The sequence below is a fragment of the Actinomadura sp. NPDC000929 genome (assembly GCF_040492065.1).
Taxonomy (GTDB): Bacteria; Actinomycetota; Actinomycetes; order Streptosporangiales; family Streptosporangiaceae; genus Spirillospora; species Spirillospora verrucosospora.
Genome location: NZ_JBEUPA010000078.1, coordinates 1 through 21057, shown reverse-complemented (window position 1 = coordinate 21057; position 21057 = coordinate 1). Strand labels below are relative to the sequence as shown.

Sequence of the window (21057 nt, the reverse complement as noted above, 5' to 3'; positions counted from 1 at the left end):
GCGGGGGCGGGACGGCGGCAGCCTTTACAGTGCTCAGATGGACGTGAGCGCGATGCTGGAGCAGTACGCCTATCCGGAGACGACGCCGTGGCTGCGGGCGAACATGATCGCGTCGCTCGACGGGGGGATCCAGTACCAGGGGAGCACCAGCGCACTCGGGTACGCGGGGGACTGGGCCCTCATGCAGCGGCTCAGGACGCTGGCCGACGTCGTGATCATGGGGGCCACGACCGTCCGGGAGTACGGGGCGTATCCGAAGGAGGCGCGGAAGCTGGCGATCGTGTCGCGGAGCCTGCGGTTCGACTTCGACGGGCCGCTGTTCGCGGAGGCGCCCGCGCCGCCGATCGTCATCACGTGCGGGGCGGCCCCGGCCGACCGGCTTCGCGAGGCCGAGAAGCACGCCGAGGTCCTGGTGTGCGGGACCGACTCCACGGACATGGGCATGGCGTTGCGGCGGTTGGCCGACAAGGGGTACGAGCGCCAGCTCTGCGAGGGAGGGCCGGTCCTGCTCGCCCAGATCGCCGCCGCGGGTTGGCTGCACGAGCTGTGCCTGACGTTGAGTCCGGTCGTCACCGCCGGCGACGCCGCGCGCGTCCTCGACGGCCCGGCCATCGACCTGCAGCGCATGGAACTGTGCCACGCGATCCCGGACGAGAACTACCTCTACCTGCGGTACCGCAGGGCCCAGGGCTAGACGACGTTGTGGCGGACGTAGGCGGGCGGGCGCCAGCCGAGGATGCTCTCGACCATGTTCACCGCCTGCCTCGCCTCCGCGACGTCGTGGACCCGGACGATGCGCGCGCCGCTCAGGATGGAGACGACGAGGGTGGCGATGGTGCCCTCGACGCGGTCGTGCTGGTCCCGCTCCAGGGTCTCGCCGATGAAGTCCTTGTTCGAGACGGCGACGAGCAGCGGGTAGCCGAGCTGTGCGATCTCCGGGAGGCGGCGGGTCAGTTCGAGCGAGTGGTGGGTGTTCTTGTTCAGGTCGTGGCCGGGGTCGATGATGATCCGGTCCGCCGGCACGCCGTGCTTCTCGGCCAGGGCCGCCCGCAGGCGGAGGAACTCGGCGACCTCGGTGACCACGTCGTCGTACTGCGGGCGAGGGTAGGGCGTCCGGGGGTCGGCGAGGCTGTGCGTGACGATGAGGGTCGCGCCGGCCTCCGCGACCACGTCGGCGAGGGCGGGGTCGTGCAGGCCGCTCGTGTTGTTCAGGACGTCGGCGCCGGCGGCGAAGGCGGCGCGGGCGACCTCGGGCCGGTACGTCTCGACGGAGATCACCGCGTCGGTGCGGGATCGGGCGCCCTCGATGACCGGGACCACGCGGTCGATCTCCTCTTCGACGCTCACCGGAGGCCCGGGAGCGAAAGGGACGCCGCCGATGTCCAGCCAGTCGGCTTCGTGGACGAGCGCGTTCTCTACTGCGACCAATGCCTTGTCCAAGGCGAAAGTGCGGCCCCGGTCGTGGAATGAATCGGGAGTGCGGTTGATTATCGCCATCACGGCGACCTGCCGCGAGAAATCGAACGTGCGCCGCCCGATCGTCCGTTCGGGGCAAATAATCTCGGGGTAGTAGAAAGCGTTCTTTTCGCTCACAATAGCCGCCTAAGTTGAACTTGGCGCCAGCATAGCAAGGGGGCCGGAGGCTACCTCTCCGCTCGCACCCGCCGCCGTCCCACGGTGGTGACGAGCCGCAGGAGAGTGAAGAAGACCAAAGCCCCGCCGACCACCAGGAGCATGGAGAGCGCCCGCTCCTGGAGGCCCTGCGATTTGATCACCACTGCTCCGGACCCGGCGATGAAACCGACGAGGGCGACGAAGAGCCCGAGGATCTCCACCATCTTGAGCAGGCCGGACGAGACCATCTCCTGCGCCGCGTCGACGCGCTGGGCGAGCCTCAGCGACGCTTCGTCGAGTCGTTGTTCGAGCTCGGCCGACGCCGCGGCGATTCTCTCGTCCACCTGGGCGGCGATGGAGTCCGCGATGGCCTGGGTGTTGCGCTCCATCTGGTTCTGCAGATCCTGGGCCAGGATGATCGAGCGCCGCTCCTGCGTGAACTGTTCGTGCACCAGAACGTCGCCGGGGCCGAGGGCGTCTATCGCCCGGTCTATCTCGTGGAGCCCGTCAGCAAACCGGCCCAGTTTCCGATATGCCGACGCGCGCCGGTAGTAGACAATGGCGTTCTCCTGGCCGCGCGCCATCATCTCGTCGGAGAGGTCCAGCATCATCTGCGGCTGTTCCGGCAAGTGGTCGGCGAAATTGATGCCCGTAAGGAGCACCTGGTTGCTCTTGTCGTCCGCGTCGGGAGCGTCGACCGCCCGCCGGAACAGGCCGGGCGCGTTCGAAGCGCGGGTGCCGAGTGCGGAGAAGGCCGCGAAGCTCAGGACGAGGGCGTCGTCGTCGAACTCGGCCAGCCAGCCGATACAGAGCCGGTGGAGCTGCGCGAACTTGAAGTCGAAGCGCAGCCGCTGGCCATGGATGTAGACGAGGCAGAGCCGCGCGGTACGGGTGTTGTTCGCCGCCAGGATGCGCGCCCGGTCGGTCTCGTCCAGGTAGCCCTGACCGTTCTTGCGAGCCAGCCAGGCGAGGTCTGTGGCCGCTCGCCGGATCTGCAGTACGGAGAGCCCGAACTCTTCGACCCGGGCGACGAACTCGTCCGTCCACGCCGAGGGAGGTCCGGCGGTGGCCGCCGCGTAGTGGTCGACGAGGACGGACGCCTTCTCCGCGTCCGACGCCGCCTCCATGCGCTCCGCGAGCCGGTCGCTCTCCGGACTCTGCCGTTGAGGCGGGACGCCGTTGCCCATGAGACCCCTTGCCGTGAAGCGACCTGATCCGGCCCAGCAGTCTAGGCCGCCGGTCGGTGCGGAGGCGCGGGGGAGCGCATCATCGGAGGTCAGAGGGGAAGGTAAGCCCGCATGATCGCTGGCAGCAGTCCCGAGCCCGACGAGGCGACCGTGAAAGCCGTGGGCAAGCTGAGCGAGGCCCTGGAGAGCGTCGAGCGCGCCCGGGGCCATCTCTACTCGTGGCACCAGCTCACCGGCAAGGCCGACTTCGAGTTGGGCGACGCGGCCGAGCTGCTCGCCAAGGCCGGGCACCAGGAACTCGCGGACGAGCTGTCGCGCGAACTCGTGGGCCGCAACGTCCTCCCGGACCGTTGGAGCTTCCAGGCGGTCGAGGAGTACGAAGACACCTACTACGAACCGCTCCGACGTTATGAGGCGCGCGTACGGGAGTCGTTGACCGCTGGTCGACGGCACCTCTACGAGGCACGGCTCAAGGAGGAGCGGCGCACCCACGGGCACCCCCACCATACGGCCGCGCCAGGCGATCCGTAGCGGCCGGTGCGGAGGAACGCCGTGGAACGCGGGGCGCCGAGGTTCGGAGTTCCTGGAGCGCCGGTGCGCTCCAGGAACTCCGGTCAATCGGCGCCTATCCCTTGCACGCCTTCTGCGCGTAGGAGTAGGTGCTGCCGTGGTCGCACTTGTCGCCCACGGCCTTGGGCAGGTTGACCGTTCCGCCGTCCTTCAGGAAGACCTTCCAGTCTCCGGTCTGCATCTGCCAGAGGCGGGAGGTCACCTGCGTCTCCCCGCTGTGGGGAGCGGCCGGAGCGGCCGGAGCGGCCGGGGCGGCAGGGCCGCCGGAGCCACCCGAGGAGGAACCGGACCCGGGGAGTCCGGTCGTCCCCGTTCCGCCGACGATCAGAAGGAGGATCGCTCCCGCGACCCACCCGGTTGTCTTGTTCTGCATTGTTCCGACTGGCAGCCGGCCCCGCCCCCGCGGGGCTCACCTTGGCACCAGTCCTCCTGTGTGGACGACCGTCCCCAGCGGTCCGGGACCAGCAAGCCTTCGGTGCCGCGGAAGGCGGGGCGAGTGAGGGTGGCGGCGCGGGATCGCGGTCGGGCCGTTGGCGCACGGGGAGGCGGCGGAGTTGGCTAATCTATCGACTTGGTAGGATTTCCACTCTCGTACCACCCATCCCTTCCGTTTCATGAGGTCGCCCATGCCGCAAAGTCGTCCGTTCGTCAGCCTGGCGACCGACTTCGGCGCGGCGTACACGGCGATCTGCGCCGGGGTGGTGTACGGGATCGCCCCGGACGCGAACGTGCTGGTGCTCAGCGACGAGATCACGCCGTTCGACGTGCGGGAGGGGGCGATGCTGCTGCGGCAGGCGCTGCCGTACCTGCCGGTGGGCGTGCACGTCGGGATCGTGGATCCGGGCGTGGGCACCTCGCGCCGGCCGCTGGCGATCGCGACCGGGCGCGGCGATGTGCTGGTCGGGCCGGACAACGGGCTGCTGGTGCCGGCGGCGGAGGCGCTGGGCGGGATCGTCCGGGCGCACGCGCTGGAGAACCCGGCCTACCGGCTACCCCAGGTCTCGACCTCGTTCCACGGACGTGACGTCTTCTCTCCCGCCGCCGCCCACGTCGCGGCAGGGGTGGACGCGGCGGATCTCGGTGCGGCCGTCGACCCGCTGCCGCTGGACGTCCCGCCCCCGGTGGTCCGGCCAGGGGAGCTGACCGTTCCCGTGCTGTACACCGACCGGTTCGGCAGCCAGGTGCTGGGCGCCGAGCCCGGCGATCTGGCGGAGGCGTTCGGCACGCTGGAGCCGGGCACCCCCCTTGACGTGGAGTGGAACGTTGCAGGCGGTCCGTCCCGGACGGTCCGCGTCCCGTTCCAGCTCACCTTCGGCAGCGTCGCGGTCGGGGAGCCGCTGCTGTGGACCGATTCGTCCGGATGGCTCGCCCTGGGCGTCAACCAGGGACGTGCCGCCGACGCCCTCGGCCTGGCCGGCGCGCAGACCCTCACTCTGCGCGCGGTGCCGCGTCCATGACCCTTACCCCCTCTCACCGCCGGAGGAATCTCCTGTGATCCGCCGTCCCCTCGTGGCAACGCTCGCCGGCGCCGCCGCGCTCGCCCTCGCCGTCAGCGCCTGCGCCCCGCAGGACGAGGACTCCGGTGCCTCGGCGAGCAAGAGCCCCGCCTCCTGCGCCAAGGACAAGCTGCCGCTGAAGTCGCCCGGCAAGCTCACCATCGCGACCGACAAGCCGGCGTTCGAGCCGTGGTTCAAGGACGACGACCCGTCCAACGGGCAGGGCTACGAGGGCGCCGTCGCCTACGCGGTCGCCGGCCGGCTCGGCTTCACCAAGGACCAGGTGGTCTGGAAGACCCAGTCGTTCGAGTCGTCGTACGCGCCGGGGCCCAAGACCTTCGACTTCGACATCAACCAGATCTCGGTCACCCCCGCGCGCGAGAAGGCGGTCGCGTTCAGCGACGGCTACTACGACGTGCAGCAGGGCGTCGTGACGCTCAAGGGCGGCAAGTTCGAGAACGCCAAGACCGTCGCGGAGCTGAGCAAGGCGCGCATCGCGGTCCAGGTCGGGACGACGTCGCTGCAGGCGGTGAAGAACCAGCTCAAGCCCGCCGACGAGCCGAAGATCTTCAACACGCAGATCGACGCGGTGAACGCGCTGAAGAACAAGCAGGTGGACGTGCTGGTGGTGGACCTGCCGACCGCCTTCTACGTCACCGCCGCGCAGATCGACGACTCGAAGATCGTCGGTCAGCTGCCGCAGTCGCAGGGCGGCGCCACCGAGCACTTCGGGCTGCTGATGGAGCGGGGCAGCGGGCTCGCCGGCTGCCTCGACCAGGCGATCGGGCAGCTGAAGTCGTCCGGTGAGCTGGCGAAGATCCAGCAGCAGTGGCTGACCGCGTCGGCCGGCGCACCCGTCCTGAAGTGACCGCGCAGGCGGGCGGGCAGACCGCCTGGGTCAAGAGCGAGCGGCAGCGCGAACGCGAGCGCCGGCGCCGCCGCGCCGACGTCCGGTCCGGATCGGTGGCCGCGGCCTCGACGGTGCTGTGCGCCGCGGTCGTGGTGGTCGTCGTGGTGGGGTCGCCGGGCTGGCCCCGCGTGCACGAGACGTTCTTCAACTGGGGCGAGTTCACCGGCGCGTTCCCCGACGTGCTGCGCGGCTTCTGGCTGAACGTACGGATCTTCCTGATCGCCGAGGTGGCGATCCTGGTGCTGGGGCTGCTGGTCGCGCTCGCGCGGGGGATGCGGACTCCGCTGCTGTTCCCGGTGCGGGCGCTGGCCGTCGCCTACACCGACGTGTTCCGCGGCATCCCGACGATCCTGCTGGTGTACCTGGTCGGATTCGGGCTTCCCGCGCTGCGGTTGCAGGGCGTGCCCGAGAGCCCGGCGGTGCTGGGCGGGTTCGCGCTCGTCCTGTCCTACGGGGCGTACGTCGCGGAGGTGTTCCGGGCCGGCATCGACTCCATCCACCCGAGCCAGCGCGCCGCGGCCCGGTCGCTGGGCCTCAGCAAGGCCCAGAGCCTGCGGTACGTGGTGCTGCCGCAGGCGGTGCGCCGGGTCGTCCCGCCGCTGCTCAACGACTTCGCCTCGCTGCAGAAGGACACCGCGCTCGTCGCGGTGCTCGGTCCGCTGGAGGCGCTGCGGCAGGCGCAGATCCACTCGGCCGACACGTTCAACTACACCCCCTACCTGGCCACGGCGGTGCTGTTCATCGCGCTGACGGTGCCGATGGCCCGGTTCACCGACCATCTCGCGGCGCGCGCCGAACGCCGCCGCGCCCCCGGAGGCGGCCGATGAGCACCCCGCTGCTGCGCATCGAGGGCGTCTGGAAGACCTACCACGCCCACCCGGTGCTGCGCGGCGTCGACCTGGACGTCGCGCCGCACGAGGTCGTCTGCCTCATCGGGGCCTCCGGATCGGGCAAGTCGACGCTGCTGCGCTGCGTGAACGTCCTGGAGACCGTCGACGACGGCGCGATCTTCCTGGAGGACGACGACATCACCGACCCCCGCGCGGACCCCGACAAGGTCCGCAAGCGGATCGGGATGGTGTTCCAGTCCTACAACCTGTTCCCGCACATGTCGGTGCTGGACAACATCACCCTCGCCCCTCTCCGCGTCCACAAGCGCTCGAAGGCGGAGGCCGCGGAACAGGCGCACGAGCTGCTCGAACGGTTCGGCCTGGCCGACAAGGCCGGGGAGTACCCCGACCGGCTGTCGGGCGGCCAGCAGCAGCGCGTCGCGATCATCCGGGCCATGGCCACCCGGCCGAGCCTGCTCCTGCTGGACGAGGTGACCTCCGCGCTCGACCCCGAACTGGTCACCGAGGTCATGGGCATCATCCGGGAGCTCAAGGACTCCGGCATGACGATGATCCTGGCGACGCACGAGATGGGGTTCGCCCGCGACATCGCCGACACCGTCTGCTTCCTCCATGACGGCGTCCTGCTGGAACGCGGCCCGGCCGAGCAGATCTTCGAAGAGCCCACCGAACCGCGCACCCGCGAGTTCCTGAGCCGCGTCCTGGAGTCCCGCCGCCTCTGAACCGGGCGCCCGGGACGGGCGGCGGATCCGGGCGACCGGCCGCGGAGAAGTGTTCGTCTGAACGGCGGCACCCTCGTGTGAACGAGGGTGCCGCCGTTCGCGTTCACGCCCTCGCCAAGCCCGCGACCGACCGTGTGATCTGCGTCTTTTCTTCGCCGACCGCACTGCGCCCGCCGCTCTTGCCCACACTGTCTTCACTGTTCCGGCCATCCGCCGGGACATGTCCGGATTCTGCGGAATCCCGGCGTGTCCTGGCTCGAACGGCCAGAACACGCCGTGATCCACGGGATCACAGCCAACTCCGCCCTAGGGGCGGAGGCAGTCTCAAAGGAGAGACCCGTGTACGGCGTTGTCGTACTCATCGAATTGCTGATCCAACAAATCGGCTGGGCCTTCAACACCCTGGCCGACCCATTGGCGAGCGGGCTGGTCACGGGTGTGACCGGTGCCCTCGTGATCTGGGGCGGCACGGTCTGGCTCACCAGGAAGGCCCTTCCGTTCCGGTCGCTCACGCCGTACGACCGAGTGGTCGTCGGTCGCCTCGCGTTCGGCCTCGCAGTGATCAACGTGGGCTACCCCTACGGCTCCCAGCTGGTGGGCATGGGGGCGATCATCACGATGTCCGCTCTGGGGCCGCTCTGCTCCAACGGCCGCGTACTGTGGACGATCTTCCGGCATCCGGCGGAGGCGCCGGCCGGCGTTCTTCGGGGCGCCGTCTGGAGCGTCGTGTTCCGCGTGGCCGCGTTCGCGGGAGTCGTGGTGGTCAACGAGCCCTGGAACGGGTTCGAGCACTCTCCCTGGGAGACGGGGATCGGGATCGTCTGCGGACTTCTCGGTGCCTGGAGTTTCTGGAACTACCTCCACTGCCTGTACGACGAGGAGCACTATCCGAAGGCCGTGGACCGGCTGAGGATCCTGGCGGTGGCGGATCTCGTCGCGATTCCCCTCACCGCCCTCGCGGTGTGGGGGGCGAGCCTCGGCCTCGGCGGAGGGTTCTCGGAGCTGTCGTCGGGGAAGGTGCTCCTGCTGGGCACCGGCGCCGGCATCCTGTCCTTCGCGGTGCCGACGTTCATCGGTGCCTGGGTGAGCGGCAAGGTCTCGCTGCACGTGTCGAGCCTGCTCTACCTGCTCGACAGTCCGATGGGGTGCTTGATCGGCTTCATCGGTGCCGCTCTCGGGGTCCTGGGCGCGGTGCAGGCCCCCGGACCTCTGGTCTGGGTCGGGATGGGCGTGGTCTTCCTCGCTGCGCTCGCCGCCGCCAGGCGCCCGATCCCGAAGGTGCAGTGGTCGAAGGACGAGCACTGCTTCATCTCGCCGAAGGGCGCTCCCGCCTGACGGTCGCATCGGCCGGGCGGGCCGCGGCATGTGCCGCGGCCTGTCCGGAGCAGTCACCACGAGTGGGGAGGGGCGGCCGCCCCTCCCTACACTCGTCCGCGCGCGGCACGCTCTAGGCTCACCAGCGTGAAACTGGACGAAGCGGTACGAATGTGGGACCCGGAGCCGGGCTGGCTGAACACCGCGAGCTACGGCATACCGCCGGAGCCGGCGTTCGAGGCGCTGCAGGGCGCGCTGGCCGAGTGGCGCCGCGGGGCCAACGGCTGGGACAGGTGGGACCGGTCCACCGGTCGCGCGCGCGGCGCGTTCGCGCGCCTGGTCGGCGTCGCGGCCGAGGACGTGGCCGTGGGCGCCTCCGCCTCGCAGGTGCTGGCCCCGGTCGCCGCCTCGCTTCCGCCGGGCTCGCGCGTCCTCGTCCCCGACATCGAGCAGACGTCGAACCTGTTCCCCTGGCTCGTGCAGGATCTCGACGTGCGGACGGTGCCGCCCGCCGAGCTGCCCGGCGCGATCGACGAGCGCACGGACGCGGTCGCCTTCAGCCTGGTCCAGTCCGCGACGGGCGAGGTCGCCGCCGTCGACGAGGTCGTCGCGGCGGCGCGGGCGCACGGCGCGCTCGTCGTCGGCGACGCCACCCAGGCGGTCGGCTGGCTCCCGGTCGACGCGACGCCCTTCGACGTCCTCGCCGTCTCGGCGTACAAGTGGCTGATGTGCCCGCGCGGCACCGCCTTCTGCTACGTGAGCCCGGCCGTGCGCGACCGCATACGGCCGCTCGCCGCCAACTGGTACGCCGGTGACGGCGACGCCTCCTACGGCCCGCCGCTGCGGCTGGCGAAGGACGCCCGCCGGTTCGACATCGCGGCTCCGTGGTTCTCCTACGTCGCGGCCGCCCCCACGCTGGAGCTGCTCCTGGAGATCGGCATCGGGCAGATCCACGAGCATGACGTGCGGATGGCCGACCGGTTCCGGGCCGGCCTCGGCATGCCGGCGGGTGACAGCGCGATCGTCAGCGTCGCCCGGCCGGGCGCGGCTGAACGGCTCGCGGCGGCCGGTATCCGGGCATCCGTCCGCAAGGGCGCGGCGCGCCTGGCCTTCCACCTCTACACGACCGAGGCCGACGTCGACGCCGCCATCGCTGCCCTGGCCTGAGCCAGGCCCCGCACGAGCGCGGTCTCATCGGCGGGGCGGGACGTTCTGGTCGCGCACGGACGCTCGGCTTCTGCCCATTCCGGCGGGCGGACGCAGCCGGCGCGCTTCGAGTGCCAGGAAGGCGGAGAGGACGACGACGACGCCGGACTCCAGGCCGAGCGCGAGCATGACGGTCGTCCGGTAGCCGTATTCGTGGAACCCGAACAGCGCGCTCTGCTCACTGATCAGAAGACCGATGAGGGTTCCGAGCGAGAAGACGATCGCTCCGAGCGCCACGGGCGCGTGGGGGGCGCGACCGACGACCGGCACGGAGGACAGGCCGGGCAGGGACCTCAGCGGGGCGGCCAGGGCGAGCGCCAGCACCACCGCGCCGACGAAGTTGAGCAGGAACAGCACGCCGATGATCGGGATGACGCGGTAGTGGTCCGCGAGGTACTCGTAGAGATGGACCGCGCCGATGCCGAACAGCAGCAGGACGCCCAGATAGCGCAGCACATTGCTCATGGCGATGCGCTCGTTCCGCTCTCGACCTGTTGGCCCTGGGGTGAGACGGCGTACCATTCGGCGCCGAACTGGGTGAGGGCCTCGCCGCGGGTGTCGCCGCCTCCGGTGTCGGCCTGGTAGTAGTACAGCGGGTGGCCCCCGTAGACGATCTGCGGGGGGCCGTCGGAGCGGCTGATCGTGGCGATCTGGGACCGCTGGGCGCTTCCGGCCGTGGTCGGGGCGCCCTCGGTGGTCACCGGAGGCCAGATGCTCGCGCAGGCTCCCGAGCAGGTCGACTGGTTCGGCGGGTCGGCGACGAACAGGTACAGCGTTCGTCCCTTCTCGTTCACCAGGATCTGCCCGAGGTGCGGCGCCTCCGCCGTGCTGATCTGCGTCCGGCCGGGATTCTGCGAGTTGGTCGCGGTCGCGCACCCGGCGAGCGCCGACGCCGCGAGGGAGGCGGCGACGAGCCTGCCGCCGAACAGGGCCGTCCGGGGACGGCCCGTCTCAGTAGCCACCGCCGCCGCCGCCCGACGGCTGCTTCGTCACCGCAGAACCGGACGGGGACAGCACGTACCACTTGGCGCCGAACTGGTTGAGCCCCTGTCCCTTGGCGCTGCCGCTCGCGGTGCCGTCGGGCGCGTAGTAGTAAAGAGGGTGCCCGCTGTAGGTGACCTCGGTCGTGCCGTCGCTCCGCTTGGTGGTGCCCAGCTTCGCCGCGTCCGCTCCCGAACCGGCCTGAGGCTTCCCGCTGGTCGTGACGGGCGGCCACACCGCGGCGCATGATCCGGAGCAGGACGACGTGGTCCCCGTGTCCTTCTGGAACAGGTACACCGTCCGGGACTGGCCGTCGACCACGATCTGCCCCAGCTGGCCCACGGTCGCCGTCTTGATCGTGCCGCCGGGCGCCCCGCCGGCGCCGCCGGTGGGGGTGGCCGAGGTCGGGGGCGCGGTCGTCGGGGAGGACGGGGGCGACGTCGTCGGTGGCGAGGTCGGGGGCGACGTCGTCGGTTGGGACGAGGTGCTCGACCCGCCGCCGCATCCGGCGACGGCGGACGCGACCACGGCGGCCGCGCCGACGGCCAGCGGCGCGATCCGTGCCCGGCGGCGGCGCCGGACGACGGCCGGATCGGATGAACGGCCGCCGGCCGGATAGTGATCGAACATGCGAGGCCTCCCCTCGGAGCGCGGTACCGGACGGCCGGTACCTTCCTCCGCGCCGCATACCCGCCCCGGAAGGGGGGCGAACTGCCCCATCACGGCCATGAACTGGTCTTTTCCGCTGCTGAACGACCGTTGGCGTGCCCATGGCGGCAGGGGAGCCCGGGGCCGGGGAAGTTGGGACTCGGCTGCCGGGGCGTTAGGCGGCGCCGGGGGTCAGTCCGGGACGCCCGCGGCGAGCATGGGGGTGAGGGTGAGGTCGGGGTGTTCGCGTTCGATCGCGCGCACCCGCCACTTGTCGACGAAGACCGCGATGTACGAGCCGTCGAGGCTGCGCGTGAGCACCTCGACGCCGCGGCGCCCGTCGAGCGTCTCGGCGGACTCCTTGTCGGTGATGCGGGCGGCCGTGTAGTCGAGGCGGGACAGCTCGACCGGGGCGCCGAACTCGTCGGCCATCCGCGCGGTGAACACCTCGAACTGGAGGGGGCCGACCGCGGCAAGGACGGGGGCCTGGTCGCCGCGCAGGTCGCTGCGCAGCACCTGCACGACGCCCTCGCCGTCGAGCTGGTCGATGCCGCGGCGGAACTGCTTGGCCCGGCTGTTGTCCTTGACCCGCGCCACCATGAAGTGCTCGGGCGCGAACGCCGGGATCGGCGGGAACGTCACGGGGGTCTTGGTGTACAGGGTGTCGCCGACGGTCAGGCCGGACGCGTTGGGCAGACCGATCACGTCTCCCGGGTAGGCGGCGTCCAGGGTGGAGCGGTCGCGGCCGAAGACGGTCTGGGCGTACTTGGTCGCCAGCGGGCGCCCGGTCGGGGCGTGGGTGAGGGTCGCGCCGCGCTCGAAGCGGCCCGAGCAGACGCGGATGAAGGCCAGCCGGTCGCGGTGCGCCCGGTCCATGCCCGCCTGCACCTTGAACACCTGCCCGGAGAACGGCGCCGTCACCGGGCGCGCGCGGCCCGCGGCGTCGGTGCGCGCGGACGGCGCGGGCGCCAGCCGGCGCACGGTGTCGAGCAGCGCGCCGACGCCGAAGTTGGGCAGCGCGGCGCCGAACAGGACGGGGGTGCTGGAGCCGGTGGCGAAGGCGTCCATGTCGAGGACGGCGCCGATCTCCTCCAGCAGCGCCAGCTCCTCGTTCGCGGTCACCCAGGCCTGGCCCTCCTCGGCGGCGGCCCGGTCGGCCGGGACGCGTTCGGCGGCCGCGCGGGTGGCGCCGCCGGGGGTGCGGCGGAACCGGGTGTAGGAGCCGTCGGCGCGGTCGATCAGGCCGCGGAAGTCACCGGCGATGCCGACCGGCCAGTTCAGCGGCGCCGGGTGCAGGCCGATGCGCTGCTCGACCTCGTCCAGCAGCTCCAGCGGCTCGCGGCCCGGCCGGTCCCACTTGTTGACGAACGTGATGACGGGGATGCCGCGGTGCCGGCAGACGTCGAACAGCTTGAGCGTCTGCGCCTCCAGGCCCTTGGCCGAGTCGAGCAGCATGATCGCCCCGTCGACGGCGGCCAGCACCCGGTAGGTGTCCTCGGAGAAGTCCGCGTGGCCGGGGGTGTCGAGGAGGTTCAGCAGGGCGTCGCCGAACTCGAACCGCAGCACCGAGGAGGTGATGGAGATGCCGCGGGAGCGCTCCATGTCCATCCAGTCCGAGCGGACGCCGCGCCGCCCGGCCTTGCCGTGCACCGCGCCGGCCTGCTCGATCGCCTGCGCGTGCAGGGCGAGCGCCTCGGTGAGCGTGGACTTGCCGGCGTCCGGGTGACTGATCACCGCGAACGTCCGGCGCCGCGCCGCCTCCGCCGCAACGTCCTCCGCAGTGCCGATTCCGGCGCTCACCGCGCTCCCCTCTCCGCCGACCGTCCCCCCTACTCTAGGGTCGATTTCCCCCTGGAAGAGATGCGCGAGGCGCCGACCGTTCCGGACCGGCTCCGCCCCGGTGCCGCTAACCGGCGGGGAGGTGGGGGGCGGTCGCGGCGTGCAGGGCCAGGGAGAGCTCGACGGCGCTGTCGACCACGGCGTCGAGATCGTCGCCCAGGCGTCCGTCGGCCCACTGCCGGGCCAGCTCGGTCATCGCGCCGGTGAACATCGTCGCGGCGACGACGACGGGGAGCGGCGGGCTCTCGGCGCGGCTCATCGCGAGGACGCCCTCCAGCAGGGCGGTCTGCGCGGCGCGGCGGCGCTCGGCCAGGAACTCGTTGCCGCGCGCCTCGGCGAACAGGACGCGGCCCCGGCGGGGGTCGTCGCTGATGAAGCTCAGCACCCCGCGGATGCCGGCGCGCGTGCGGACGTCGGGGCGGGGGCCCGCCCCGTCCAGGGCGCGGGCGAGGACCTCGCCGAGGGCGGCGGCCTCCCGGTCGTAGACGGCGGCGAGCAGTTCGCCGGTGTCGGCGAAGTTCTCGTAGAAGTAGCGCGTGTGGAGCTCGGCCTCGCGGCACACGGCGCGGACGGTGAGGGCGGCCTCGCCCTCCTCGCCGAACAGCCGGAACGCGGCCCGCAGGAGCATGGCGCGCCGCTCGTCGCGGCGCCGGCCCGCGGGGACGCCGGCCCACCGCGTGGACGCGGCCGTGCGCGTGCTCGCCATGCCGGCCACCCTACCCCGCCGGGCCGGAGCGGCCCCCGAAGTCTGGACACGCGTGTACCCAGACACTTACTCTGGATACACCTGTCACCAGACTGGCCGGGAGTGCGGCATGCCATCGAGGAACACCATCATCGCGGCGCGGTTCGAGCGGGCCTTCGACGCCGAGATCCGCTCCAGGTTCTTCCGCGGGCTGGAGTTCGCCGGACCGGAGGGCGACCCCGGCTGGTTCGGGCCCGGCAGCGCGGTCTGGTACGTCCACTCGCACCTGCCGACCCTGCTGCTCGGGCTGGTCGGGGCGGCCTACATCGAGGGCCTGGACCCGAGCATCAGCTGGATGGCCTACGACCACTCCCGCATCCCCGAGCGCGTCGACGGCGTCCCGACCGGCGGCATCGACCCCGAGGGCGCGGCCGTGCGGCTCGGGCACTCCCTCTCGTTCTTCATCGGGACGGCCTACGGCTCCACCGCGACGGCCGAGCGCCTCGCCCGGACCGTCCGCGCCATGCACCACACGGTGAAGGGCACCCGCCCGGACGGGCTGGCCTACGACGCCGACGACCCCGACTGGCTGCGCTGGAACTACGCGACCGTGGTGTGGGGGCTGGCGACCGCGCACGAGCGCTACCACCGCCGCCCGCTCAAGGGTGACGACCTGGAGCGCTACTACCGCGAGTTCGTCCGCGTCGGCGAGGCCCTCGGCGGGACGGACCTGCCCGCCACCAAGGCGGACGTCGCCGAGTGCCTGGAGTCCTACCTGCCGCGCCTCGCGATCACTCCGATCAAGGCGTTCGGGACCGGGCCCAACCTGCGCGGCAGCAAGACGAGGCCGTGGGAGCCCGGCAGCCCGTTCATGGACTGGGCGGCCCGCGACATGCTGCCGGAATGGGCGCGCAAGCTCGCCCTCTACCAGCCGCCCAACCCGGTGACGCTACGGCTGCGCAGGACGACGCTCTGGGTCGTCCTCAACGCGCTGCACGACGCCACCGGGCCACTGCCGGAGTTCCGCCAGGCGCAGGCCCGCGTCGCGGCGGGCGTGTCGGCGCCGGTCGCCTCCACCGCGCCGGACGCGCCCGACCCGGTGCTGTCCCGCGCGGAGGTGGAGGCCACCGCCTGACCCCGGTTCTCCGGGCGCGGTGTGCGGGACACCGTCGATCGGGTCTCCCCCTCGCCCAGGAGGGTAACCGAATGCCATTCTGGTGTTCTGGCCGGGACGGAAGCTTGGAGGGGCCATGGCGATCGCCATCAGCGACGAACACCGCGAGCTGGCACGGACGGCGCGCTCGTTCCTGCGCGACCAGGAGGCGCGGGCGGCGAACCGCGCGCTGCTGGACGCCGAGAAGGAGCCCCTGCCCGCCTTCTGGGGGGAGTTCGCCGCGCTGGGGCTGCTCGGCCTGCACCTTCCCGAGGAGCACGGCGGCGGGGGAGCGGGCCTGCCGGAGCTGGTCGTGGTCGCCGAGGAGCTCGGCCGCGCCGCCGCGCCCGGCCCGATGCTGCCGACGATGATCGCGTCCGCCGTGCTCGCCGCGTCGGGGGACGGGGAGCAGCGGGCCCGGCTCCTGCCCGGCCTCGCGTCCGGCGCGACCCCGGCGGCCCACGGGCTGGACGGCGCGCTCACCGTGACCGGCGGCGCCGCCACCGGGGACGCGGGCGTCGTGCTGGGCGGCGGCCTCGCGGAACTGCTCGTCCTGCCCGCCGGCGACGACATGGTCGTCGTGCGGGCGGGCGCGCCGGGCGTCGCGGTCGAGGTGCCCGGCAACCTGGACCCGTCCCGCCGCTCCGCCCGCGTGCGGCTGGACGGCGCCGCCGTGGAGGTCCTCGCCGGGGCCCGCGCGCACGCGACCGCCGTCGCCCGGACGCTGATGTCCGCGGAGGCGGTCGGCGGCGCGCTGGAATGCGTCGACACCGCCACCGCGTACGCCAAGGTGCGGCAGCAGTTCGGGCGGCCGATCGCGACGTTCCAGGCCGTCAAGCACCACTGCGCGAACATGCTCGTCGCCGCGGAGCTCGCCACCGCCGCGGTGTGGGACGCGGCGCGGGCCGCGTCCGGCCCGTCCGACCAGTTCGAGCTGGCCGCGGCCGTGGCGGCGGCGCTCGCCCTGCCCGCCTTCACCTCCAACGCGGGCCTGAACATCCAGGTGCACGGCGGCATCGGCTTCACCTGGGAGCACGACGCGCACCTGCTGCTGCGCCGCGCCGCGACGCTGGAGGCCGTCGCCGGCCCGCACGCCGCGGAGCGGGACGTGACCCGGCTGCGGGCGGCCGGGGTCGTCCGGGAGGCGAGCCTCGACCTGCCGCCCGAGGCCGAGGCGCGCCGCGCGGAGATCCGCGGGCTGGCCCGGGAGATCGCCGCGCTGCCCCCGGCCGAGCAGCGCGAGAGGCTCATCGAGACCGGCTACGTCCAGCCGCACTGGCCGCGCCCCTGGGGCGTGGAGGCGAGCGCCGGGCTGCAACTGGTCATCGAGGACGAGTTCCGCGCCGCGGGCGTGAAGCGCCCCCAGCTCGGCATCACCGGCTGGGTGATCCTCACGCTCGTCCAGCACGGCACCCAGGACCAGATCGACCGGTGGGTGCGTCCGGCGCTCACCGGCGAGGAGGTCTGGTGCCAGCTGTTCAGCGAGCCCGAAGCCGGGTCGGACGCGGCGGCGGTCAGGACCCGCGCCGTCAGGGTGGACGGCGGCTGGCTCGTCAACGGCCAGAAGGTGTGGACGAGCGGCGCCCAGTACTGCCGCTGGGGCTTCGCCACCGTCCGCACCGACCCCGACGCGCCGAAGCACTCCGGCGTCACGATGGTCGTCGTCGACATGCACCACCCCGGCGTGGAGGTCCGGCCGCTGCGCCAGACGACCGGCACCTCCGACTTCAACGAGGTGTTCTTCTCCGACGTCTTCGTCCCCGACGCCGACGTCGTCGGTGAACCGAACAAGGGCTGGACCGTCGCCCGCGCCACCCTCGGCAACGAGCGGGTCAGCATCGGCGGCGGCGTCGGCGGCCCGCCGGGACCCGACGTGTTCCGGCTCTACGCCGAGCGCGGCGACCGCGTCCCGGCCGCGGCCGAGCGCGTCGGCGCGTACGCCGCCGAGGAGCAGGCCCTGCGCCTGCTCAACCTGCGGTCCGCCGAGCGCGCGGTCGCGGGCGGGGAGCCGGGTCCCGAGGGCAACATCACCAAGCTCGTCCTCGCCGAGCACGGCCACGCCACCGCCGCCCTCCTCGCCGAGTTCGCCGGGCCCGAGACCGCGTTCACCGAGGGCCTCGGCCAGTTCGCGGGCCTGATGCGCCTCGGGTCCCGCGGCATGTCCATCGCGGGCGGCACCTCCGAGATCACCCGCAACCAGATCGCCGAGCGCATCCTCGGCCTGCCCCGCGACCCGCTGATCCGCTAGGACGGCCGGGCCCCGGCACGGCGGCGCCGGGGCCGTGGCCTTCGTCAGGACCGGCGGCGGTGCCCCGCGTCCAGGGACGGGTTGCCGGTCAGGTGCCTGATGCCGGCCATGTCGGTGCCGGGCGGGACGACCTCGTCGATGGCGTCGAGGGTGGCGGCGTCGAGCCGGACCTCGGCGGCGGCGAGCAGGTCCTCCAGCTGGTCCATCGTCTTCGGCCCGATGATGGTCGAGGTGATGGCGGGGTGCTCGGCGACGAAGCCGAGCGCCAGATGGGTCAGCGAGAGGCCCGCCTGCTCGGCGATCTTGGTGAGGCGCTCCACGGCGTCGTAGCGGGCCGACACGCTGGGGTCGGTGTCGATGGTGCGGCCCCGCCACGCCGGGTTGTCCGACGGCGCGAAGCGGGCGCCCTCGGGGGCCTGCTCGCCGCGCCGGTACTTGCCGGTGAGCCAGCCGCCGGCGAGCGGGCTCCACGGGATCACGCCCATGCCGTGGCGCCGCGCCGCGGGCAGCATGGACTCCTCGATCGACCGGGCGAAGATCGAGTACTGGGGCTGCTCGCAGACGAACCGGACGCCGCCCCGGCGCTCGGCGGCCCACTGCGCCTCGACGATCCAGTCGGCGGGGAAGGACGACGACCCGACGTAGAGGACCTTGCCCTGGCGGACGAGGTCGGTCAGCGCGTCGAGGGTCTCCTCGAGGTCGGTCTCCCAGTCGCGGCGGTGCATCTGGTACAGGTCGATGCGGTCGGTGCCGAGGCGGCGCAGGCTGTCCTCCACGGCGCGGACGATGTAGCGCCGCGACCCGCCCCGCGCGTTGCGCTCGTCGCCGAGCGGGAAGAAGAACTTCGACGCCAGGACGACGTCGTCCCGGCGGCCCTTGAGGGCCTTCCCGACGATCTCCTCGCTCTCGCCGGCCGAGTACATGTCGGCGGTGTCGATGAAGTTGATCCCGGCGTCCAGGGCCCGGTGGACGATGCGCTCGGACTCGCCGTGGTCGGGGTTGCCGACCGCGCCGAACATCATCGCGCCGAGGGTCTGGGTGCTGACCTCGACGCCGGTACGGCCGAGCTTGCGGTACTGCATGCGTGCTCCTCGTCAGTCGCTCGCGCAGAACGCTAGGTGCTGGAGCGCGCTCCAGGTCAAGGCCCGGCCGTCGCCTCGGCGAGCCAGTCGTACCAGGCGTCCAGGCCGTCGCCGCGGGTCGCCGAGACGGGCAGCACGCGCAGCCCGGGGCACAGCCGGCGCGCCGCGGCCCGGCAGGCGTCCACGTCGAAGTCGACGTGCGGCAGCAGGTCGGTCTTGTTGAGCAGCAGGACGTCCGCGCCGCGGAACATGTGCGGGTACTTCAGCGGCTTGTCGTCGCCCTCGGTGACGGACATGAGCACGACGCGGGCCCGCTCGCCGAGGTCGAACAGCGCCGGGCAGACGAGGTTGCCGACGTTCTCCACGAACACCGTGGAGCCGTCCGGCGGCGCCAGCGCGGCCAGCGCCCCGGCCACCATCGCGGCGTCCAGGTGGCAGCCGGCGCCCGTGTTGACCTGGACGGTCCGGGCCCCGGCCGCGGCGAGCCGCCGGGCGTCCAGCAGCGTCTCCTGGTCGCCCTCGATCACCGAGATCGGCCGGTCCGGGCTCAGGTCGGCGACGGTGCGCTCCAGCAGCGTCGTCTTCCCCGAACCGGGGGAGCTCATCACGTTGAGCGCCGCGATGCCGCGTTCGGCCAGCCACGCCCGGTTCCGGCCGGCCAGGTCGTCGTTGCGGGCCAGCACCTTCTGGCCCAGCGTCATGACGTGCCCGTCCTCATGCCCGTGCCCGTGTCCGTGCCCGTACCCGGGGACGGGGACGGGGACGGGATCGTGGACGTGGATGTGCCCGGCGGGGTGGCCGGGGCCGTCCCCGGGGGCCGTCAGGGTCGTCAGGCGCGCGGCGTCCCCGCCGTCGCAGCCGCAGGTCTCACACATCGTCGGCGACCTCCACCGCCTTGATCGTCAGGTCGGCGCCGCCGCTGATCACCACGTCGGCGCTGCCGCACGGGCACAGCGCGAGCGGGTCGCGCGCGGGGAACGAGGCCCCGCAGGCGGCGCACTCGCCGACGCCCTCCGGCTCGGTGATGTCGAGCCGCGCGCCCTCGACGCACGTCCCCTCGCCGGCCAGTTCGAAGCAGAAGCGCACCGCGTCCGGCATGACTCCGGAAAGTCTCCCTATTTCGAGGTGCACCACCACCACCCGCGAATCGGGCAATTGGGTAGAAATTGCCGCGATGACGCTCTCCGTCACGGCCAATTCGTGCACGCGCCCTCCCGGCCCGCTTCCATTGTCCCAGCGCCGTTCTGCTGCCCGGATCTTCCCAGCTCAAACGGTGTGTTTACCGAATCGGGGAAATGGCTTGAGGGGCTTTTCGGGCGGTGTTTCGCGCTGTTCCCGCAGGGCAACCGCATGGTGTTGGCCGCAGTCGGTCGAGGGGGGAAGCGATGACGAGCGTCGCTCCGGCGCAACCGCTGACGGACGAGATCCACATTCTGTGGACGTCCGAGGGAATGAGCTGCGACGGGGACACGGTCTCGGTGACCGCGGCCTCGCTGCCGAGCATCGAGGACGTCGTCCTCGGCGCGATACCGGGCCTGCCGAAGGTCCACCTGCACAACAAGGTGCTCGCCTACGAGAACGGCGACGAGTTCATGGAGGCGTTCCGGCAGGCCGCGCGCGGCGAGCTGGCGCCCTTCGTCCTCGTCGTCGAGGGTTCGATCCCCAACGAGAACATCAACGGGGACGGCTACTGGACGTCGATGGGCAACGACCCGGAGACCGGCGACCCGATCACGGTGAACGAGTGGATCGACCGGCTCGCGCCGAAGGCGTGGGCGGTCGTGGCGATCGGCACGTGCGCGACCTACGGCGGCATCCACGCCATGGCGGGCAACCCGACGGGCTGCATGGGCCTCGCCGACTACCTCGGCTGGGACTTCCGCTCCGCGGGCGGGCTGCCGATCGTGAACGTGCCGGGCTGCCCCGTGCAGCCGGACAACTTCATGGAGACGCTGCTCTGGGTGCTGCACCAGGCCGCCGGGCAGGCGCCGGTCATCCCGCTGGACGACAAGCTGCGCCCGACGTGGCTGTTCGGCAAGACCGTCCACGAGGGATGCGACCGCGCCGCCTACTACGAGCAGGCCGACTTCGCGCGCGACTACAACTCGCCGAAGTGCCAGGTGAAGATCGGGTGCTGGGGCCCGGTCGTGAACTGCAACGTCACCAAGCGCGGCTGGATGGACGGCGTCGGCGGCTGCCCCAACGTGGGCGGCATCTGCATCGGCTGCACGATGCCCGGCTTCCCGGACAAGTTCATGCCGTTCATGGACGAGCCGCCGGGGGCGAGCCTCTCCACGACGCTGCTGCGGTCCTACGGGCCGTTCATCCGGAAGATGCGGTCGATCACCAACAAGGGCGCCAACCGGGAGCCGAAGTGGCGCCACAACCGGGAGAGGCTGACCAGCGGCTACCAGCCCCGCTGGCCGCACCAGTGAGCGGCGGCCGCGCCGGGGGGGGCCCCCCCCCCCCCGCCCCCCCAGGGCCGCGGCGCCGCGCACCCACCGCGCGGGCGCCCCCGGGCCGCGGCGGGCGGGGGGCCCCCGGCCCGGGA

22 protein-coding genes are annotated in these 21057 nt (G+C 72.3%); 11 read left to right on the top strand and 11 right to left on the bottom strand.

Features of this window, described 5'->3' with window-relative positions:
• Positions 1-37 precede the first annotated feature (37 nt).
• Entirely contained in the window at positions 38-694 is a 657-nt protein-coding gene (locus ABWI04_RS24905; protein WP_353833952.1) for a dihydrofolate reductase family protein, read from the top strand.
• On the opposite strand, the gene folP is transcribed toward ABWI04_RS24905, so the two are convergent.
• A complete protein-coding gene (gene folP / locus ABWI04_RS24900; RefSeq protein WP_345173616.1) occupies positions 691-1497 on the bottom strand; it encodes a dihydropteroate synthase in 807 nt (268 codons plus the stop codon). The genes ABWI04_RS24905 and folP overlap by 4 nt on opposite strands.
• A gap of 146 nt (positions 1498-1643) precedes the next feature.
• Complete coding sequence (locus ABWI04_RS24895; protein ID WP_353833951.1) at positions 1644-2801, bottom strand: hypothetical protein; 1158 nt, start codon at positions 2799-2801, stop codon at positions 1644-1646.
• A gap of 111 nt (positions 2802-2912) precedes the next feature.
• On the opposite strand from ABWI04_RS24895, the gene ABWI04_RS24890 reads away from it, so the two are divergent.
• Positions 2913-3332, top strand: a complete 420-nt coding sequence (locus ABWI04_RS24890) for a hypothetical protein (protein ID WP_345173409.1) — start codon at positions 2913-2915, stop codon at positions 3330-3332.
• A gap of 94 nt (positions 3333-3426) precedes the next feature.
• Here ABWI04_RS24890 and ABWI04_RS24885 read toward each other — a convergent pair whose 3' ends face one another.
• Complete coding sequence (locus ABWI04_RS24885; protein WP_345173411.1) at positions 3427-3573, bottom strand: hypothetical protein; 147 nt, start codon at positions 3571-3573, stop codon at positions 3427-3429.
• Positions 3574-3997: 424 nt separating this feature from the next.
• Between ABWI04_RS24885 and ABWI04_RS24880 the strand changes: the two genes are divergently transcribed.
• The 6 genes from ABWI04_RS24880 (at position 3998) to ABWI04_RS24855 (ending at position 9831) form a co-directional block, all read left to right on the top strand.
• Positions 3998-4828, top strand: a complete 831-nt coding sequence (locus tag ABWI04_RS24880) for an SAM hydrolase/SAM-dependent halogenase family protein (RefSeq protein ID WP_345173412.1) — start codon at positions 3998-4000, stop codon at positions 4826-4828.
• 34 nt (positions 4829-4862) lie between these two features.
• A complete protein-coding gene (locus tag ABWI04_RS24875; RefSeq protein WP_345173414.1) occupies positions 4863-5735 on the top strand; it encodes an ABC transporter substrate-binding protein in 873 nt (290 codons plus the stop codon).
• Positions 5732-6604: an amino acid ABC transporter permease gene (locus tag ABWI04_RS24870; RefSeq protein ID WP_353833950.1), complete on the top strand. Its 873-nt coding sequence runs from the start codon at positions 5732-5734 to the stop codon at positions 6602-6604. Before ABWI04_RS24875 ends, ABWI04_RS24870 begins: the two co-directional genes overlap by 4 nt.
• Entirely contained in the window at positions 6601-7350 is a 750-nt protein-coding gene (locus tag ABWI04_RS24865; protein ID WP_345173417.1) for an amino acid ABC transporter ATP-binding protein, read from the top strand. The genes ABWI04_RS24870 and ABWI04_RS24865 overlap by 4 nt, the downstream gene beginning before the upstream one ends.
• Before the next feature lie 339 nt (positions 7351-7689).
• Positions 7690-8685 carry a hypothetical protein gene (locus tag ABWI04_RS24860; protein ID WP_345173418.1) on the top strand — a complete coding sequence of 332 codons (996 nt, stop codon included), beginning with the start codon at positions 7690-7692 and terminating at the stop codon, positions 8683-8685.
• Between the two features lie 126 nt (positions 8686-8811).
• Positions 8812-9831: an aminotransferase class V-fold PLP-dependent enzyme gene (locus ABWI04_RS24855; RefSeq protein WP_345173420.1), complete on the top strand. Its 1020-nt coding sequence runs from the start codon at positions 8812-8814 to the stop codon at positions 9829-9831.
• A gap of 24 nt (positions 9832-9855) precedes the next feature.
• Here the strand turns inward: ABWI04_RS24855 and ABWI04_RS24850 are convergent, their stop codons facing one another.
• The 5 genes from ABWI04_RS24850 to ABWI04_RS24830 all read right to left on the bottom strand — a co-directional run bounded on the left by ABWI04_RS24850 (position 9856) and on the right by ABWI04_RS24830 (position 14044).
• Entirely contained in the window at positions 9856-10335 is a 480-nt protein-coding gene (locus tag ABWI04_RS24850; RefSeq protein WP_353833949.1) for a hypothetical protein, read from the bottom strand.
• Positions 10332-10832: a COG4315 family predicted lipoprotein gene (locus ABWI04_RS24845; protein WP_353833948.1), complete on the bottom strand. Its 501-nt coding sequence runs from the start codon at positions 10830-10832 to the stop codon at positions 10332-10334. The genes ABWI04_RS24850 and ABWI04_RS24845 overlap by 4 nt, the downstream gene beginning before the upstream one ends.
• Entirely contained in the window at positions 10822-11481 is a 660-nt protein-coding gene (locus ABWI04_RS24840) for a COG4315 family predicted lipoprotein (protein WP_345173425.1), read from the bottom strand. The genes ABWI04_RS24845 and ABWI04_RS24840 overlap by 11 nt, the downstream gene beginning before the upstream one ends.
• A gap of 210 nt (positions 11482-11691) precedes the next feature.
• Positions 11692-13299 (bottom strand): peptide chain release factor 3, encoded by a 1608-nt coding sequence (locus ABWI04_RS24835; protein WP_353833947.1) that lies wholly within the window; start codon positions 13297-13299, stop codon positions 11692-11694.
• Between the two features lie 106 nt (positions 13300-13405).
• Positions 13406-14044: a TetR/AcrR family transcriptional regulator gene (locus ABWI04_RS24830; protein WP_345173428.1), complete on the bottom strand. Its 639-nt coding sequence runs from the start codon at positions 14042-14044 to the stop codon at positions 13406-13408.
• 109 nt (positions 14045-14153) lie between these two features.
• Between ABWI04_RS24830 and ABWI04_RS24825 the strand changes: the two genes are divergently transcribed.
• Together ABWI04_RS24825 and ABWI04_RS24820 are read left to right on the top strand one after the other, a co-directional pair.
• A complete protein-coding gene (locus ABWI04_RS24825) occupies positions 14154-15158 on the top strand; it encodes an oxygenase MpaB family protein (protein WP_345173430.1) in 1005 nt (334 codons plus the stop codon).
• 115 nt (positions 15159-15273) lie between these two features.
• Positions 15274-17424 carry an acyl-CoA dehydrogenase family protein gene (locus tag ABWI04_RS24820; protein WP_353833946.1) on the top strand — a complete coding sequence of 717 codons (2151 nt, stop codon included), beginning with the start codon at positions 15274-15276 and terminating at the stop codon, positions 17422-17424.
• Positions 17425-17468: 44 nt separating this feature from the next.
• Here ABWI04_RS24820 and ABWI04_RS24815 read toward each other — a convergent pair whose 3' ends face one another.
• The 3 genes from ABWI04_RS24815 to ABWI04_RS24805 are packed head-to-tail and all read right to left on the bottom strand — an operon-like array spanning position 17469 to position 19697.
• A complete protein-coding gene (locus ABWI04_RS24815) occupies positions 17469-18506 on the bottom strand; it encodes an aldo/keto reductase (RefSeq protein ID WP_345173433.1) in 1038 nt (345 codons plus the stop codon).
• A 56-nt stretch (positions 18507-18562) separates the two neighbouring features.
• Positions 18563-19381 carry a hydrogenase nickel incorporation protein HypB gene (gene hypB / locus ABWI04_RS24810; RefSeq protein WP_353833945.1) on the bottom strand — a complete coding sequence of 273 codons (819 nt, stop codon included), beginning with the start codon at positions 19379-19381 and terminating at the stop codon, positions 18563-18565.
• Positions 19374-19697, bottom strand: a complete 324-nt coding sequence (locus ABWI04_RS24805; protein WP_353833958.1) for a hydrogenase maturation nickel metallochaperone HypA/HybF — start codon at positions 19695-19697, stop codon at positions 19374-19376. The genes hypB and ABWI04_RS24805 overlap by 8 nt, the downstream gene beginning before the upstream one ends.
• Positions 19698-19891: 194 nt before the next feature.
• Here ABWI04_RS24805 and ABWI04_RS24800 point away from each other — a divergent pair, with 194 nt between their 5' ends.
• Positions 19892-20941 carry an NADH-quinone oxidoreductase subunit B family protein gene (locus ABWI04_RS24800; protein WP_353833944.1) on the top strand — a complete coding sequence of 350 codons (1050 nt, stop codon included), beginning with the start codon at positions 19892-19894 and terminating at the stop codon, positions 20939-20941.
• Positions 20942-21057: the final 116 nt, after the last annotated feature.

Coding starts and splice junctions, on each gene's coding strand:
- ABWI04_RS24905 (WP_353833952.1), top strand. CDS start 38: ATGGACGTGAGCGCGATGCTGGAGCAGTACGCCTATCCGGAGACGACG.
- folP (WP_345173616.1), bottom strand. CDS start 1,497: ATGGCGATAATCAACCGCACTCCCGATTCATTCCACGACCGGGGCCGC.
- ABWI04_RS24895 (WP_353833951.1), bottom strand. CDS start 2,801: ATGGGCAACGGCGTCCCGCCTCAACGGCAGAGTCCGGAGAGCGACCGG.
- ABWI04_RS24890 (WP_345173409.1), top strand. CDS start 2,913: ATGATCGCTGGCAGCAGTCCCGAGCCCGACGAGGCGACCGTGAAAGCC.
- ABWI04_RS24880 (WP_345173412.1), top strand. CDS start 3,998: ATGCCGCAAAGTCGTCCGTTCGTCAGCCTGGCGACCGACTTCGGCGCG.
- ABWI04_RS24865 (WP_345173417.1), top strand. CDS start 6,601: ATGAGCACCCCGCTGCTGCGCATCGAGGGCGTCTGGAAGACCTACCAC.
- ABWI04_RS24850 (WP_353833949.1), bottom strand. CDS start 10,335: ATGAGCAATGTGCTGCGCTATCTGGGCGTCCTGCTGCTGTTCGGCATC.
- ABWI04_RS24840 (WP_345173425.1), bottom strand. CDS start 11,481: ATGTTCGATCACTATCCGGCCGGCGGCCGTTCATCCGATCCGGCCGTC.
- ABWI04_RS24830 (WP_345173428.1), bottom strand. CDS start 14,044: ATGGCGAGCACGCGCACGGCCGCGTCCACGCGGTGGGCCGGCGTCCCC.
- ABWI04_RS24825 (WP_345173430.1), top strand. CDS start 14,154: ATGCCATCGAGGAACACCATCATCGCGGCGCGGTTCGAGCGGGCCTTC.
- ABWI04_RS24820 (WP_353833946.1), top strand. CDS start 15,274: ATGGCGATCGCCATCAGCGACGAACACCGCGAGCTGGCACGGACGGCG.
- ABWI04_RS24815 (WP_345173433.1), bottom strand. CDS start 18,506: ATGCAGTACCGCAAGCTCGGCCGTACCGGCGTCGAGGTCAGCACCCAG.
- hypB (WP_353833945.1), bottom strand. CDS start 19,381: ATGTGTGAGACCTGCGGCTGCGACGGCGGGGACGCCGCGCGCCTGACG.
- ABWI04_RS24800 (WP_353833944.1), top strand. CDS start 19,892: ATGACGAGCGTCGCTCCGGCGCAACCGCTGACGGACGAGATCCACATT.